This window comes from Mesorhizobium sp. M2A.F.Ca.ET.042.01.1.1 (assembly GCF_003997405.1).
In the GTDB taxonomy this organism is placed as follows: Bacteria; Pseudomonadota; Alphaproteobacteria; order Rhizobiales; family Rhizobiaceae; genus Mesorhizobium.
Map to the genome: position 1 here is coordinate 1 of NZ_RZRX01000149.1, position 15750 is coordinate 15750.

Below are 15750 nucleotides of genomic sequence, written 5' to 3' on the forward strand. Positions count from 1 at the left end.
AACGCGATACGAGCGTTCTCGCCTGGCTCGACACGCTCTGAAATAATGCGGAGGAATGTGGCCAGAAACTCCGGACTTCTGCCAATCTGGTCACGTTCCTTCACATTATGGGCTGCTGCGGATAACTCGAGTTATGCTCACCTCACCATAACTTTAGCCATGAGCCGATGTAGTCGGCATGGCGCACGCTCGGCTCGATGCCGAGACTGCTGCAGATGAAGGCTGATGCGATTTCGGCGACCAGTTCCTCGCGCGCATAGGTGTTGGACCCGAAGGAGCCGGACAGGTCGCGCGCGAGTCGCCTCGGGTGGCCGGTCCAGTGTCCAAGCTCGTGAAAGCAGGTCCGGTAATAGTCGATCTGGTGGAAGAAAGCCGGCTGCGGCGGCACCTGTATGGTGTCGCTGCCGGGCATGTAGAAGGCGCGCTCGCCGCCGATGCGAAAATCAGCGCCGGTTGCATGAATGAGCGCCTCGGCCTGCGGGACCATCTCGCGCTCAGGCAGAGGCTCGCCGGCGGCGTAAAGATGTTCGGGCAGATTATCGCACTGCGCGACATCGAAGACGGTGAAGCGCTTCAGGAAGGGCACCGCCTGCGGTTCGTCGCCATCGGTGTCGGCGCGTTGCTTTTCGTTCTTGGGAACAAAGCGGTCAGCGTGAACGATGGTGGTGCCGTGCTCGCCCTTCCTGACATTGCCGCCAAGCGAAAGCGCCTGCCGGAAGGTGAGCCAGTTCTGGCTGGGGAAACCGCGCTCGATGACCGCGCCCCACAGGATCAGGATATTGATGCCGGAATATCGGCGCTGGGTGGCCGCATTCCGCGGCAGGCCGAGGCCTGTCCTTGCCCTGCCCCACGGCTTGACCCATGGCACGGTGCCGCGCTCCAGTTCGGCAATGATGCGGTCGGTGATTTCCTGATAAAGGCTGGCGCCGGTGCGCCCGCCACTGTCTGCGCCAGCCTGTCGGCTGCCGCAACGTTTGTTGTTTGCACGCATCGTGATGTCCTCCGCTCTACAATCGCGCGCCCTCCCCGGAAGCGGGGTGGGCGGCAAAAGCGACCGGAAAGGCCCGCCGTCGGAGGCGGACTGCATCAGCAGGACCGGAACGGAGTGGAGGACCCGAAAGCGACAAGCGAAGGGTTGCGGGACGCCGCGGCGGGCCTAGAAGGGAGTGCTGCCCACCCTGCGCCAGGGGGAAGGCCACAATAGAAAGACGCCGGCCGACAGGCCGGCGACCGTCAGCAGCCGAAGGCTGCCCCGCGCCAGGGGGCGATGCCGCAGGGCCAAGACCGCCTGAGCTTGCCGAAGAAAAGCGGGCTCGGTTCACGAGCACCCGGCCAGCGACTTCAGGCGCGGGCGCTCAGGATTGTTGTTGGCGCCCACGGCAGCTGGATGACCGCAACAAGATTACGAGGAGCGACAGCAAAGCCAGCTGCCACAAACGGCACGCTCCGGCAACAACAGCGTGGCCGGTCTACAGATGCTGCCCCGCACGAGAGCCAGCACGCTTTGAGCGCGCATCGGCGATGCAAGCGTTGCAAGCTGGCCATGTCCACAAGGTCGGCGACCACTATATCGCCGACCACCAACGCGGGCGTACCGTCTAAGTGCAGACCTTTCGCGAGTGCGCGGACCGCGCATTTCATCTGCGATGGCCGGATCTTGCATTCCCGCTTGAGCTGCTCAACGTCAAGGCCTACACGCGCTGCGATCTTGAGAGTGACCCTTCAACTGGGGGAAATCATAAGGGCGCGGTGGAATTCGTCGAACTTTCCCTGTTTTCTCGAGGCGAGTGCGGCGAAGGCTGGGAATTGGGAATCCGGTCCCAGGACCGGGAACTGTTTGATCACAAGCTTCAGATTGGGTTCATGCTTGAAGGCTTTTTGGTAGTTGATATCAGCCAGTCTGCAATGCGGACAGTTGTGGTAGTCATTGAATATGACCAGAACGGCATCGCCTTGCGGGTTGCCGGCGATTGGCGAAGGAGATCGTTGTCGAATGCGCCGCTCCACTTTTGCCTGTCGGTCGACCACGCCTGCCGGTGCAGGTTCGCGCTATATTGGCTCGCCAGCAAGGCGAGGAGTAAAAGAAGAGCTGCGACAGTGATGGCAGTCGGCTTAGACATGAGTCTCCAATCCATGGACGGCGTGGCAGCAACGGCCGCCTTTTTGGTGTAAAATGGGTCAGTTTTGATCGTGCCCCGCAGTTGCTACAGGCGCACAGGTGCCGGTGCGATCTGGCGGTTTCTCAAATACGGCTTTGCGCCATCGGGTCCACCCCAATAGCTGAGCGTCGTTCGCACGGGGAATTGTGTTCACCACGCCGGGCGACTTGACCGTCCACCGCCGGAGCGCTGAACGGTCCGCTAGTGAGGCGCTCCCCGAATCGTCGTTTATCCCGCTCGCCCCGGACCGGGTGACAGCCAGCGTTGCCGCTACGCTGCGGAGAAAAACCGTCAGCGCGTGGCATTCGGACATAAGCTGATCGACGCCAAGAATAAGCCCCACGGAGGTGACCGGTGCGGCCGGAACAAGAAAGAGCGTTGCAGCCATTGTGACGAGGCCTGCACCGGTAATGCGGGTTGTTCCGTTCGAAGGGAACAATGCGACAAACAGCATGAGGATCCGGCAGCCGATCGGGAGATCAGTTTTCGTCGCTTGGGCGATGAAAAGGGCGGCGAGCATCATATTCGTGCCGTCCAGATTGAATGGAATGAGACCCACGACCGAATGCGTGGCGCCGGCCCTTTCCATCTTCTCCATGAGCGAGGCCAGCGCGGCCTCTGAGGAGGACATTGCGAGCAGCAGCTCGTCCTTGATGTATCGGACGAGAGAGAAGAGCGAGCGGCCGTTGTAGCGGCAGACCGCGCCGAACAGGACCGAGAGGAACAAGACTTGCAGGATGTCGCCTTCCGCGAAGGCATTGGCAATCGTTGACGGGATGATGTTCATCAGGAAGCTGGTCACGGACTGCTCGTGAGCCGTGGCCACATAGCCCTTAACGGCTTGGACATCGAGCGAGGCCGGATCGATGTTGAGGCCGGCGCCAGGCTGAACGATATTCGCGACAATCAGCCCGACAACAAAAGCGAGCGTCGAAAAGGTGAGAAAATAGACCATCGCCTTGGCGGCAACTCGGCCGACCTTCTGCAGATCGCTCATGCCGGCAATGCCGGTCGCCATTGTCAGGAAGATGACAGGTACGGTGATTATCTTGACGACATCGACGAAGGCATCGCCGAGCGGCTTCAGGCTGTGGCCGGTCTCCAAATGGAAATAGCCGATTGCGGCACCCAGGATTATGGCGGCAAGTACCTGCACGTAGGTCCGGGCAAAATGGCGCTTGCGGGGCGCTGCGATCGCGCGGGGAACTCTTGGAACCAACACCGTCTCTCTCCTTGACCGGATCGGGGTGGGGCTCCTCCCTCTCCCATGCAGTGCTCCGGTCGAACGCTGCGCCCACTTCGGCGCAAACGATGTGCCAAATAGCAAAGAGGGGAAAACGCGCAGGACCTCACGCAATGCTTGCGATTCGCTCTCCCACACTCGTGCAGTGGTTGCCTGTCGCAACTATGGAAGGGTCGATTCTTGGGAACTCCAAAGGCCGCTCTTTGCGTCGAGCAGCTTGGCTGCCTGGAAGGTTCCCTCTTTGCCTTGCGGTCTGCGAGCTGAGTCCAGATCGTCATCATTTGGCTGCGCGCCGCACGGGGCTCGAAAGATTCAATCGAGGACGGGTCCTCTTGGAAAACGGGGGCAGCGTTGGTCAAGCCCTTCCACCCTGCTGTCCCAATGGTGTTCAGAAGCTCAGTTCACGATCAAGCGATGGATCAGCGTCATCTGGCGTTTGCGCCATCGCGGCGGCGTTGCAACGGGTCTGCCAAAGATGAGAAGGCCGCGAGGCAGGGTCCGAGACCTAGACTCCAACCTCATAGCGCGCTCGGCTCGCGTTCGGAAGGTTCGAACCGCAGCACGATCAGGTGGCGACACCGTTGGTCGGAACCGGAACCCGACGAATGATCGTTCGTGACCGACATCTGTGAACAAGCAGTATGTGTCATTGCAATCACCACCCGTTGCGCGGAAATGCCCATATGGCCGTGAATGAACTGGATTTGGTGATTTTCCAGATGGCGGTGGAAAGCGTCCGCTTGCTCTCTTCAAGCTTTGATGAGAAGGCGGCTGAGATAGCCACGAGGAGCCGTGGTAGCCTTCTTTTTGACGTGCGGGTGGACGGTGACCTGGAGGTCCAGCGAGTCGCAGCCATTGGATATCCAGGCGACAAGATCGGTGTGGTGGCATTGGACCGAGAGGGCCTTGTTAGCTGTTGTTGCCTAGTCAATGGCACCTTCTCACCTTTCATTGCACCGTTGGAGAACTGGACCAGCATGCCCCTTTCGATGCAGGCCCAGATCGATGTCACAGGCTATGCGAGGCTCCTTCTGGCCGCCTTGCGAAATGCTGGACATATGCTGGACAGGTAGCATCGCGATGATGTCTGTGATGAGATGGTGCAAACGGCTGGATGAGGCGATCGCTTGCTGGCAGCTTTGGCAACAAAGCGATCGGTGAGTTCGCAATGCTGGAACACGTCCTTTAGACTCTGCAGTTAAGTTAGCGGACTACCATCTGACGAATGCCCTCTGACAGTCTGCATGGCGCGGCATGCCCTCTTAGGAATGCAGCCGTGGTTCTACACCATCGGCTGTTTTTGTGTCGAAGGCGACGGGCACGCCATGAACGAAGGAAGCGGCCGCCAACAGTTCCTCCAACTCGCGGTCGGTGGCCTTGCATGCCGGCATTAGTGTTCGGATGGCGCGGATCGCCTGCGCCATGGAGAGAAAGCGGACCCTTCCCCTGGAAAGGACATAGGCTTCTGCGGCTTTTTCGACGGTGACGGTGTGAAACGAATTGGTCATGACGAATTCCTCCCTGAACCCTGACCAACCCGACTTATGGCACGAATTCGACCGCCTTCAAGCCTATGTCCGATTGCGGACAATAGCTGCGATTCGTTCAAAACCGCTGATGCTTTTGGGCGACCTGGTGAGGGGCAAGGAGACGTCGGCTGAACCCGTTTCAACCGACATGCTTCAGGCAGCGGCCAGGCCGAAATAACGCTGCTCCTCCTTGTCATAAGCGCCATGTGTGAGCTTTATCAATCCGGCACGGTCGATGATCGTGATCTCGCCGCGCTTGGCGTGCACCAGTCCTCGATACTCAAGCATTTGCAGGGCCGTGGTGACCCCGGGCGGTGGGCGCGAGCATGGTCGCCAGAAATTCATGCGTCGGGAGGATCTTATCTCCTTCCGCACGGTCGTGGACCATCAGCTGCCAGCGGGCCAGCCGTTCTTCGATCTTGGAGTGGCCATTGACCAGTGCCGTCCGGCATGATTGGACGAGGAACGCGTGGGCATAATCCAGCACTGAGGTGCGAAGCGACGGGCTAATCGCAGGGCGAAGGTTTTCAACCGGCAGGCGCCAGGTAGTGCTTTCCTTTCCGAGAATGACGGCAATTCCTTTCATCCCGTCATAGCCGACAATGCCGACTTCACCTTGCCGCCCGCCGGTCATGGTGGCGACCACCGACGCGATGCCCCTCTCGGGAAAATATACGTTCTTGATCGGCTGATGCGCGACCTCCAACTGGTCCTTGATGCCCGGTTCGACGTGATGCAGCGATGGTCGCAAAAGCGCGAAGTCCTGCGGGGTGAGGGCTTCAGCACCTGGTCGCGAAAGAGGGATCGGGCAAGGCTCTCTTCCAACGGGGCAAGAGCGCGTACGTCTTACTGTCGGCTGCACCGAAGTAAATGCCGGCCGATGCCAAAGCATAGGCTTCGAAACGCGCGATTGCAAAGCCCTGTCGGGGCAGTGCAGTCATGCTAGAAGTCGCGCCGCCTACGATAGGCAGCGGATGACATGATTCCCTTCTGCGGCGGCCACCAAGAACGGCTCGGGCACGCTTTAATCGTTCATACACAAGCTCGCAGGAATGTAAGCAGCGGAACAATCGGGTGATTCGTACCGCCCTGCCCTTTCAGAGATCAAGTCATTGGACGTCAATTCGGCTGGAACGCCTCGTCGAACGGCCCAGGAAAATGCAGCCGGATGAGCAATGGTGGTTCACCTTATGTGCGGTCCCGGATATGCGGTCCGGCGGCTCATCTCCCAATAGCTTGTCGATGGGGAAGTGGAACTCGTCATGTCGCCGCGAACCGTCACCGCGCTAGCGGGGCTCTTTTGAAGACGCCGGTGTTTTTCTTTGTGGAACTGAATCTGTGAGGTGATTGATGCATGAATCAAACATTTGCGTATTTCCGCTGCATCGGCGACGTATATTGGTCGAAAGTATCGCCCAGGCCCTCGAGACCAAGAACGGCGAGGCGGCGAGTGCGTTCTGGCGCTGTGCTGCCAAGAAAATGCTCATTCAATTGTCCGATGTAGGAATTGCGCCAGAGCTCGCTGCGCAGGAGGTTGGAAGCCTTCTTCATGCGGTCTTGGACGACATGGCCAACCGAACGGTAATGCACAAAGCATAGGCTCGGGCGCTGTTGGACCGCGCGTCAGCTCGGGTCCTTATCAGGGGACTGCTCCGACTGGCCGACGGTCCGGCCAAACCGGCATACCGGCAAAGGTTTGAGGTTGCGATCGCTCACGGCGGCCGGTCCAATATTCTAAGACGACCTCAGAAGCCACGTTGGCTTCTTTGGACGAAGCGGAGGGGCGCCATTTTGGCGTGCTCACGCTGGACTGCGGGTTGCGCCTACGGAAATCCAAAGTCCGGCCGCGCGAGCCAATCGACCGGAACAGTCGAAAGCTCGTGGGGGCGGGTCCGCTCACCCTCACGGCGGCGGTGGCGGCCGTGAGCAGACTTAACTCAAGTCACGGCTGAGCATCCGCAGGCGCTATGCCGATTGGATGAGAACTGGTTGCCACAACACCGGCCCGTTGAGGCGTCCCCTCCAGCGGATGCGCAAGAGACTGGCGTAGGAAATATCGAGGAAGCCGGCGACTGCCTCGGTGTTGCCGACCTGCTTGGGCTGTCCGATACGTGACAACGGCCAGGTGGCGAGACGAAGGATCCTTTCGATGCGCGTATCTGTCACCGTTACGATCCCGGAGAGATTGTTGGCCAAGCCGAATTCGATGATCCCCGCGAAGAGCTCGTAGGTTGCTTGGGCCAGGCCGCCAGCTGCCTTCGGCGCTGTCGCAGGGAGATCGAGCGCGAAACGACTACTCTCCCAGATATCGGCACTCGCAGGGACCACCATCTCATCCAGCAGCGTCGGAAACGTATCGCGCAACATTGTCGGTCCGGTGGTCGGCAAAAGGCGGACGCAGCCGCAAGTTCGCCAATCGGACCCCTTGAGAAGCAGGTAGACGGGGTTCAGGCTGTCAAACGGGTCCGTTTCCATTTCGCCTTCGGTCTGCACTTCCCAATCGAGCCGCTTCTTGAAAACCCGATACCTAAGTCCGTGCATTTCCTTGAGTTCGCTCGCAAACTCGGCGTAGCAGTCGGGTGTTATCAGCTGCATCATTGTCGTCTCCGTGCGGGATGTGTCCACGCAATCGAAGGGCAAAGCCGTCATGAATGCAGCCTGTAGACCTTTACAGCTAGACTTGGAGAGGATCAGGATCTCGCCCGAGCAGCCATCCGCACTACGGCCTGGTTGATGGTTCGCACGCCAAGCTTCGCCTTGGCGTTTTCCTGATGGAAGGTCACGGTGCGTTTCGAGACACCGAGAATCTGGCTGATATCCCAGGCCGACTTGCCGCACGCCGCCCATTTCAGGCACTCGAACTCCCGCCGGGTGAGCGTTATGCCATCTACCACGCAATCTTCGGCGAGCCTGCGCCGGGCATGGATATGAACGTTGATCGCAACCAGTTGCATTGCTTTTTCGTAGCGCGTCAGCGACCTCAGAAATGGCGGATGCGCCTCGTTGGAGGCGAAGGTCAGTGCGGCGAACCGGCCGCGATGATCATGCATCGACATGGTCAGTCCGCCGCGAATGCCGAACTCAGCTGCTTTTTCCAGGACTTCCTGCTGAGAGGTCGGCAAATAACGGTGATCGCGGTCCACACCCCAGTCGAAGGTATCCCAGCCCCGCAGTCCCCGCAGGATCACGGGATCCACGCTGTGGTAGCGCTGTTGCAGGTAATGTGATGTCCATGATGATGGATAATTCGAGATCAATCGCGGCCTGTCGCCGGAAGCGGATGGGTAGGTGAAATAAGCGAAGAGCGGAAAGTCGAACCCGGCTGCGGCGGACGCCATTGCCTCATGGAGATCGACGGCATCGACGCTTGCAGAGAGTTGCTCGACCAAGGTTTCAAATACGCGATGCATCTGCGCTTAGCGTACCTCGCGGAGGTTGCTGGAAGCCGACGGAGACGTGGTTCTAAATGATGGCCTGTCCCTGCAGGGCATACGACGCGCCGCCGTCATCACCGCAATTGCTGTGCTGCTTCCGATTGGAGAGAGCTCCGCCCACCTGACCAACTACCGATGGGTGATATTGCGACGTTATCGATGAGCCGCGTGTCGCCAAGCCAAGCCGCAGCAAGCAAGCGTGCCGGTCGGTCAAGGCTTGCTAACGATTGCAGGTCTGTTTCTCCGCGCAGCTCCAGGTATTCGAGCTCGCGATAGCCGGCAGCCAGAATTGCTGCACGCGCTTCATCAAGCGTAGGCAGGATGGGGGAGCCGCGTGCAAGCCGCTCGGCCGTATCGAGCAGGACCGATGCTAGTTTTGGGGCAATGGCGCGTTGGGCTGGGGAGAGCCGCACGTTACGCGACGATAGCGCAAGACCATCGGCTTCGCGGACTGTCGGACAGGGCACAATAGTGATCGGAATGTCGAGATCCCGGACCAAGCGCCTGACAAGCTGAAGTTGCTGAAAATCCTTTTCGCCAAAAAAGGCGAAGTCAGCGCCGGCCTGCAGGAAGAGCTTGGCCACGACCGTCGCCACGCCATTGAAATGGCCGGGCCGGAATGCGCCGCAAAGGCATTCGCTGATGCCGGACACTGAAACGGCCGTGGCGAAGCCCACCTGGTACATTTCCTCTGTGTCCGGCACATAGAGCAGATGCGTGCCCAGCAGAGCGAGCTTGGCAGCATCGTCGCTTTCCGTCCGAGGGTAGGCAATCAGGTCGGCGGGGCTGTTGAACTGCTTGGGGTTTACGAACAGCGTCACGATCACCCGCTCGGCCCTTTCGAGCGCCTTCCGCACGAGGCTCAGATGCCCGTCGTGCAAGGCTCCCATGGTCGGCACAATACCGATCGTGGCACCCGAGCGACGCCATTGCGCAACGACGCCGCGCAGCTCGCTCACGGTTCGAGCGATCGGCACGCTCATGTGAAGTCACCGGCCTTCAAGGCGTTGACATAGAGATGTTCGACCGCCGGAAAGTGCCGGTTCCGCACATCGGTGGCGTAAGCGGCGATTGCCGCCTCAGCCTGCTCACCGAGCTCGGCATAGCGTTTGACGAACTTCGGCCGAAATGAGGTGAAGAGCCCGAGCATATCGTGGCTCACCAGAATCTGGCCGTCGCAAGCTGGCGAGGCACCGATGCCGATTGTGGGTATGTCGATATCGGCGGTTATCTGCCGTGCAAGCTGCTCCGGTATCTTTTCCAGCACCAAGGAGAAGGCGCCCGCTTCGGTTACCGCCCTGGCGTCGCGCCTGATCCGCTCTGCATCGGCTCCCCGGCCCTGCACACGATAGCCTCCAAACGTGTTTACCGCCTGCGGCGTCAGGCCCACATGGGCCATGACAGGTACGCCGCGCGCGGTAAGGAAGCGGATGGTTTCCGAGATGGTCTCGCCGCCCTCGATCTTTACCGCTGAACAACCGGTCTCACCCATCACGCGCGCAGCGTTGCCGAAAGCGTGCTCTGGGCTTTCCTCGTAGGAACCGAAGGGCAGGTCGACGACCATCAGCGCGTGTTCAAGGCCGCGGCGAACGGCCTGTCCGTGCATGATCATCATGTCGAGCGTGACCCCCAGCGTCGACGACAGGCCGTGCAGCACCATGCCGACGCTGTCGCCGACAAGAACGATGTCGCAGTGGCGATCGAGCAGCCTCGCGACCGGCGTGGTGTAGGCCGTCAAGCATACAAGTGGCGTCTGGCCTTTTCGCGATCGAATATCTGGAGGAGTCATCCCTTTTATCTCACCAGCCGCGCTCAACCGAGGCCCCTTCCCTTACGTTACCAACAGCGGGTGTCGCGTTTGGCATATTTTTGTGCGACTGCGAAGAGCTAAAAACAGCGCTTGAGTACTCTGGTGTTGACGTGCTGGCTTCCAAGGTTACATTCAATCGATTAAGGCGCTCCGTTGGGCCAACCCGCTTTCGCAAACATGGATCCTCAGACAAGAAGAACCAAGAAAGGCAAAGCCGCCGTCAAAGCTGACGAAGCCAAAGTGGACCTGACTGCCGTCGTGGTCGCCGTAAACGACAGTGAGCCCTGTGTCCTCACAGTCGGTCATGCGGACACCCTCCCTTCTGGACCTTTTGCCCTTGAGCATCGATCACTGCAGTCGGGTTTGAGGGGGTGGGTGGAGCAGCAGACCGGCCATGCACTTGGATACATCGAGCAACTCTACACCTTCGCCGATCGCGATCGCATCGGCACTGAGCGCCACCAGCGCGTCATCTCAATCAGCTATCTCGCATTGACCAGGAAGGAACAGGCAACGAACTCGGCCGCGTGCGGCTGGCAAAGTTGGTACGAATATTTTCCCTGGGAGGACCACCGCTTCGGCACGCCGCCTGTGCTGCTCGATAGATTGCGGCCCCGCCTGATTGAGTGGGCCGGCGGCGCCAGCGAGCCGACCACTCAACGCGAGCGCCGGCAGCGCGCTGCGATAGCCTTCGGCTTCGACGACCGCCATTGGAACGAGGAACTCACGCTCCAACGCTACGAGTTGCTCTATGAAGCTGGTCTGATTGAGGAGGCCGGTGGCGGCAGGGACGCGATTGCGGCCGCGGCTGGCAAACCAATGGTCGCTGACCACCGTCGTATTCTGGCAACCGGGATCGCGCGGCTGCGTTCGAAGATCAAATACCGGCCGGTCGTGTTCGAGCTTATGCGGCCTTCCTTCACGCTGCTGCAACTGCAGCGAACCGTGGAAGCTTTGGCTGGCAGGCTGATCAACAAGCCGAACTTCCGGAGATTGGTCGAGCAGCAGGAACTTGTTGAGGAGACCGGGGAGACCTCCCTCGACACGGGCGGCCGACCGGCGAAGCTTTATCGCTTCCGGCATGCCGTCCTCGACGACAGGGCTATCGCCGGGACAAAATTACCGCTGGCGCGGGCTTGACATACTTATAGTCAAGGTAGATATATTCCCTTATTGTCAAACCGAATATAATCGAGGCGCCAATGACTGGGGCGTTACCTATGGCTGCGTCCCTGTATGAGCGTGTCCGGCGGGTGATCCCACCCGTTGAATGGCTCGCGTTCGCCGGCGATATTGAAGCCATCTTAGCGCTGAAGCGTGAGCGCAATGCGGTGGTGCTGGCGCACAATTACCAGACGCCCGAAATTTTTCATTGCGTGGCAGACATCGTCGGCGACAGCCTGGCGTTGGCCCACAAGGCGGTGACGGTCGACGCCGACATCATCGTGGTTGCCGGCGTTCATTTCATGGCCGAGACGGCAAAACTGCTCAATCCGAACAAGACCGTGCTCATCCCGGATCTCCGCGCCGGCTGCTCGCTGGCCGAATCGATCACGGCAAACGACGTGCGGCTAATGCGGCTGCGGTATCCGGGGGTCCCCGTTGTTACTTACGTCAACACTTCCGCCGCCGTAAAAGCGGAGTCCGACATCTGCTGCACGTCCGGCAACGCCAAGGCGGTGGTGGAATCGCTTGGCGTGGCGCGTGTGCTGATGCTCCCGGACGAATATCTGGCGAGGAACGTGGCAGCCGATACAGACGTCGAGATCATCGCCTGGAAAGGCCATTGCGAGGTGCATGAGCGCTTCACCGCAGCAGACATCCGGGAACTGCGCGATGCCCATCCAGGCGTCATCGTGCTGGCCCATCCAGAATGCCCACCAGACGTTGTCGCGGAGGCGGAGTTCTCCGGCTCGACCGCGGCGATGTCGGATTATGTCGAGCGTGAGAAACCGACGCGTGTCGTCCTTCTGACCGAATGTTCGATGAGCGACAACGTCGCGGTCGCGCATCCCGACGTCGAGTTCGTTCGCCCATGCAATCTGTGCCCGCACATGAAGCGCATCAACCTGGCCAACATTCGCGCCGCACTCGAGCAGAACCGGCATGAGGTCCGGATTGATCCCGAAATTGCCGGCCCCGCCCGCCGCGCGGTCGAGCGCATGCTTTCCCTATGAGTCTGGAGGTTCGCGACATCGCCGGGGCGCCGGTCGTCATCGGCGGCGGCATTGCCGGCCTGATGACGGCGCTTCATCTGGCGCCGGAACCGGTCGTGCTTTTGACCAACGCGCCGCTTGGAACCGGAGCCTGCAGTGAACTTGCCCAGGGCGGTCTTGCGGCAAGTCTCGGGGGCGACGACGGCCCAGATTTTCACCTTTGCGACACGATAGCTGCCGGCGACGGACTCTGCGATGAGGCCACGGTGCGGCGAGTGGTACGAGCTGCACCCGAAGCGATTAGGACGATCCAAAGGTTCGGCGTCGACTTCGACCAGCACCCTGACCGCGCGTTGCGACTTGGGCTCGAGGCGGCACACTCGCGACGGCGAATTGTGCATGCAGCCGGCGACGCCACCGGTCGCGAGTTGGTGCGCGCGCTCGTCGCCGCGGTTCGGCGTACAGCCTCGATCACCATTATCGAAAATGTGGAGGTCCGCCGGCTGGTCGTGCAGGACGGGTCGGTCATCGCCGTGGTCGCAGCAGGACGAGCCGGCGCGCTCGCTCTGCCCACGCGTCGCGCGGTGCTGGCGACCGGCGGCGTCGGCGGGCTGTTTTGCGACACGACAAACCCCGCTGGCTCATGGGGTCACGGGCTGGCGCTCGCCGCATGGGCGGGGGCGGAACTCGCCGACTTGGAATTCATACAGTTCCATCCAACTGCGCTCGACGGTCCGCGCCGGCCGATGCCGCTGGTGAGCGAAGCCGTGCGTGGCGAAGGCGCGGTGCTCATCGATGAGCGAGGAGAGCGCTTCCTCGCCGACACACCTGGCGGTGAACTTGCGCCTCGCGACGTCGTAGCGCGCGCCATTTGGCACCAGCTTGCCGTTGGACGCCGCGTATTCCTGGACGCACGGCAAAGTCTCGGCCCGAGATTTGGCAAGCGTTTTCCAGGCATCGCCGAATTGTGCCGGAGCGCAGGAATCGACCCCGCGACCGACCTGATCCCGGTGCGCCCGGCGGCACATTATCACATGGGCGGCGTCGCCGTAGACAGCGCCGGCCGCAGCTCCATCGAGGGATTGTGGGCCTGCGGTGAGGTGGCCTGTACCGGCCTGCACGGCGCCAACCGCCTGGCCAGCAACTCGCTCACCGAAGCGGCGGTCACCGCGAGCTGGGTTGCCGAAAGCGTTGCCGGCACGTCGTATACCCGGCGACCGCGCAGATGCTCCACATTCGTCCCTCCACGACCAGACGCTTCCGTGGTCCGCCCGATTGTCTCCGCCGCCCTGGGTATCATCCGCGACGGCGAGGCAATGCGCGAAGCGGTGGCGACCCTGCTGCCGATCGCAGCCAATAGTGTCGCTGCCTCTGGTCCGGCTTTGGTCTCACTGATGATCGCCGCGGCGGCCCTGAGGCGGGAAGAGAGTCGAGGCGCGCACTGTCGGTCCGATTTCCCGCTCCACGATGCCAACGTGCGCCCATCACGGCTGACACTGCACAGCGCAATGCGGGCCGCGGCCGCACTCGATTGCCGGGCTACCATACGGAGCACTTGATATGACTTCATTCTCCCCCCTCCCCGCGACCCTGATCGAACCGATTGTGCGCGTTGCGCTCCTCGAAGACCTGGGCAGATCCGGCGACCTGACCACCGATGCGGTTATCCCGTATGATTGCACTGCCACGTTGGTGCTCAAAGCGAGGCAGGCGGGCGTCGTTGCCGGGCTCGATCTGGTCTCGTATGCCTTCCTTCTCGTGGAACCGGCGATCAACATCCAGATCTGGCGCCCTGATGGCAGCGAGGTTGGGGCCGGGGAAACCATTGCAAGATTGTCCGGACCCGCACGAGGCCTGCTCACGGCCGAACGCACGGCCCTCAATTTCTTATGCCGGCTGAGCGGCATTGCCACTGCCACAGCGGCCATGGTTGAGGCCGTGCGCGGTCACAAGGCGAGGATTGTATCGACGCGAAAGACGACGCCCGGGCTGCGGGCATTGGAGAAATACGCCGTGCGCGTCGGCGGCGGTGCCAATCACCGGTTCGGCCTCGATGACGGCGTGCTCATAAAGGACAACCACATCGCGATCGCCGGCGATATCCGCACAGCAATAGAGCGGGCGCGCGCCGCAGCAGGGCATATGGTGAAGGTCGAGGTCGAGGTCGACACGCTGAAGCAGCTCGATGCAGCGCTCGCGATTGGTGTTGACGCGGTGCTGCTCGACAATATGTCGGTCGAGGATCTTGCCCGCGCGGTTTCTATAGTGGATGGCCGTACGATCACCGAGGCGTCCGGTCGGGTGATGCCGAAAACGGCGGCGGCGATTGCGGCGACCGGTGTCGATCTCATCTCCATGGGTTGGCTGACGCACAGCGCCCCGATCCTCGACATCGGCCTGGACATGCCGGACCACCAGAACATCTGCAAGCACTTGAACTGAGGATTACGGCGTGAGGAGCAACATCAGCTCGGCAGGCGTAGGAGGTGCTGGAAAGACGTGCCGCAGCTCGCCTTTAGCGAGTGCGCCCCAAAGCCAAGAAGGCGTACCGGACTAGCAAACAAAGGTTTGACGATGACGATTGGAATGAACTCGGAGTTCGACGTGAACCAGACCATGCAATCGGTCGATGGAACGCCTCCGCGATGGAACCGCAAAGAGGCCGAGGCCATCTACGGCATGCCATTCAACGATCTGCTGTTCCTAGCTCAGACGATCCACCGCCAGAACTTCGATCGAAACCGAGTGCAGCTGTCGCGGCTCCTTAGCATCAAGACCGGCGGGTGCCCCGAAGATTGCGGCTATTGCAGCCAGTCTGCGCATTACGAAACCGGTGTGAAGGCGTCGAAGCTGGTGGACGTCAAGCATGTCATCGACGAAGCGGCCATGGCGCGTGATGGCGGCGCAACGCGCTATTGCATGGGCGCGGCGTGGCGAAGTCCCAAGGAGCGCGACATGGAGGTTGTGGTCGCCATGATTGAGGGCGTCAAGGCCCTCGGCATGGAGACCTGCATGACGCTCGGCATGCTCGATCTTGAGCAAGCTGCTCGCCTGAAGCAGGCCGGTCTCGACTACTATAACCACAACATCGATACCTCTGAGCGCTACTATGGCGAGGTTATTTCAACCAGGACTTTTGCCGACCGGCTGGAAACGCTTGGGCACGTGCGCGCGGTTGGGATGAAAGTCTGCTGCGGCGGCATTGTCGGGATGGGAGAAGAAAAGACCGATCGCATCGACATGCTGGTCACGCTCGCGAACCTGCCCGAGCCGCCGGAAAGCGTGCCGATCAACATGCTTATTCCCATCGAAGGCACGCCGCTTGCCGCGGCCGACGCCATCGATCCGATCGATTTCGTCCGCATCGTTGCGCTCGCGCGGGTGATGATGCCGAAATCCTATGTAAGGCTGTCCGCCGG

At 60.9% G+C, this 15750-nt stretch carries 17 protein-coding genes; 8 read left to right on the forward strand and 9 right to left on the reverse strand.

From position 1 onward, the window contains the following. Positions 1–142 precede the first annotated feature (142 nt). Positions 143–991: a zincin-like metallopeptidase domain-containing protein gene (locus EOA23_RS21480; protein WP_127305619.1), complete on the reverse strand. Its 849-nt coding sequence runs from the start codon at positions 989–991 to the stop codon at positions 143–145. Positions 992–1602: 611 nt separating this feature from the next. On the opposite strand from EOA23_RS21480, the gene EOA23_RS36530 reads away from it, so the two are divergent. After that, positions 1603–2172: a hypothetical protein gene (locus EOA23_RS36530; RefSeq protein ID WP_245454735.1), complete on the forward strand. Its 570-nt coding sequence runs from the start codon at positions 1603–1605 to the stop codon at positions 2170–2172. Positions 2173–2178: 6 nt separating this feature from the next. On the opposite strand, the gene EOA23_RS21490 is transcribed toward EOA23_RS36530, so the two are convergent. Continuing rightward, complete coding sequence (locus tag EOA23_RS21490; protein WP_306462679.1) at positions 2179–3378, reverse strand: cation:dicarboxylase symporter family transporter; 1200 nt, start codon at positions 3376–3378, stop codon at positions 2179–2181. A 707-nt stretch (positions 3379–4085) separates the two neighbouring features. Here EOA23_RS21490 and EOA23_RS21495 point away from each other — a divergent pair. Continuing rightward, positions 4086–4475: a hypothetical protein gene (locus EOA23_RS21495; protein WP_024505560.1), complete on the forward strand. Its 390-nt coding sequence runs from the start codon at positions 4086–4088 to the stop codon at positions 4473–4475. 189 nt (positions 4476–4664) lie between these two features. Here the strand turns inward: EOA23_RS21495 and EOA23_RS21500 are convergent, their stop codons facing one another. The 3 genes from EOA23_RS21500 to EOA23_RS21505 all read right to left on the reverse strand — a co-directional run bounded on the left by EOA23_RS21500 (position 4665) and on the right by EOA23_RS21505 (position 5682). Continuing rightward, positions 4665–4910, reverse strand: coding sequence for a hypothetical protein (locus EOA23_RS21500; protein ID WP_063169243.1), 246 nt, complete (start codon positions 4908–4910; stop codon positions 4665–4667). A 174-nt stretch (positions 4911–5084) separates the two neighbouring features. Further along, positions 5085–5219: a hypothetical protein gene (locus tag EOA23_RS36965; protein WP_256754986.1), complete on the reverse strand. Its 135-nt coding sequence runs from the start codon at positions 5217–5219 to the stop codon at positions 5085–5087. Next, positions 5212–5682, reverse strand: coding sequence for a hypothetical protein (locus EOA23_RS21505; protein WP_245454734.1), 471 nt, complete (start codon positions 5680–5682; stop codon positions 5212–5214). The genes EOA23_RS36965 and EOA23_RS21505 overlap by 8 nt, the downstream gene beginning before the upstream one ends. Before the next feature lie 599 nt (positions 5683–6281). Here EOA23_RS21505 and EOA23_RS36535 point away from each other — a divergent pair. Then, on the forward strand, positions 6282–6530 hold the full coding sequence (locus tag EOA23_RS36535; protein ID WP_063169245.1) for a DUF6074 family protein: 249 nt from the start codon (positions 6282–6284) through the stop codon (positions 6528–6530). Positions 6531–6896: 366 nt separating this feature from the next. On the opposite strand, the gene EOA23_RS21515 is transcribed toward EOA23_RS36535, so the two are convergent. The 4 genes from EOA23_RS21515 to panB form a co-directional block, all read right to left on the reverse strand. Then, positions 6897–7529, reverse strand: a complete 633-nt coding sequence (locus EOA23_RS21515; protein WP_126057769.1) for an acyl-homoserine-lactone synthase — start codon at positions 7527–7529, stop codon at positions 6897–6899. Between the two features lie 92 nt (positions 7530–7621). Then, a complete protein-coding gene (locus EOA23_RS21520; RefSeq protein WP_126057768.1) occupies positions 7622–8341 on the reverse strand; it encodes a LuxR family transcriptional regulator in 720 nt (239 codons plus the stop codon). Positions 8342–8439: 98 nt separating this feature from the next. Next, on the reverse strand, positions 8440–9348 hold the full coding sequence (panC, locus tag EOA23_RS21525) for a pantoate--beta-alanine ligase (RefSeq protein WP_024505565.1): 909 nt from the start codon (positions 9346–9348) through the stop codon (positions 8440–8442). Beyond that, positions 9345–10181, reverse strand: coding sequence for a 3-methyl-2-oxobutanoate hydroxymethyltransferase (gene panB / locus EOA23_RS21530; protein ID WP_126063927.1), 837 nt, complete (start codon positions 10179–10181; stop codon positions 9345–9347). Before panB ends, panC begins: the two co-directional genes overlap by 4 nt. Before the next feature lie 171 nt (positions 10182–10352). Between panB and EOA23_RS21535 the strand changes: the two genes are divergently transcribed. From EOA23_RS21535 to bioB, 5 genes are all read left to right on the forward strand, one after another. After that, a complete protein-coding gene (locus tag EOA23_RS21535; protein ID WP_126063926.1) occupies positions 10353–11315 on the forward strand; it encodes a hypothetical protein in 963 nt (320 codons plus the stop codon). A gap of 62 nt (positions 11316–11377) precedes the next feature. Then, positions 11378–12352 carry a quinolinate synthase NadA gene (gene nadA / locus EOA23_RS21540; protein ID WP_126063925.1) on the forward strand — a complete coding sequence of 325 codons (975 nt, stop codon included), beginning with the start codon at positions 11378–11380 and terminating at the stop codon, positions 12350–12352. Further along, the gene (locus EOA23_RS21545; RefSeq protein WP_024505569.1) at positions 12349–13890 is read left to right on the forward strand and encodes an L-aspartate oxidase; all 1542 of its coding nucleotides are present in this window, start codon (positions 12349–12351) and stop codon (positions 13888–13890) included. Before nadA ends, EOA23_RS21545 begins: the two co-directional genes overlap by 4 nt. Before the next feature lies 1 nt (position 13891). After that, entirely contained in the window at positions 13892–14773 is an 882-nt protein-coding gene (gene nadC / locus EOA23_RS21550) for a carboxylating nicotinate-nucleotide diphosphorylase (protein WP_024505570.1), read from the forward strand. Positions 14774–14947: 174 nt separating this feature from the next. Beyond that, positions 14948–15750, forward strand: an 803-nt coding sequence (bioB, locus tag EOA23_RS21555; protein ID WP_245474285.1) for a biotin synthase BioB, incomplete at its 3' end; no start/stop codon positions are given.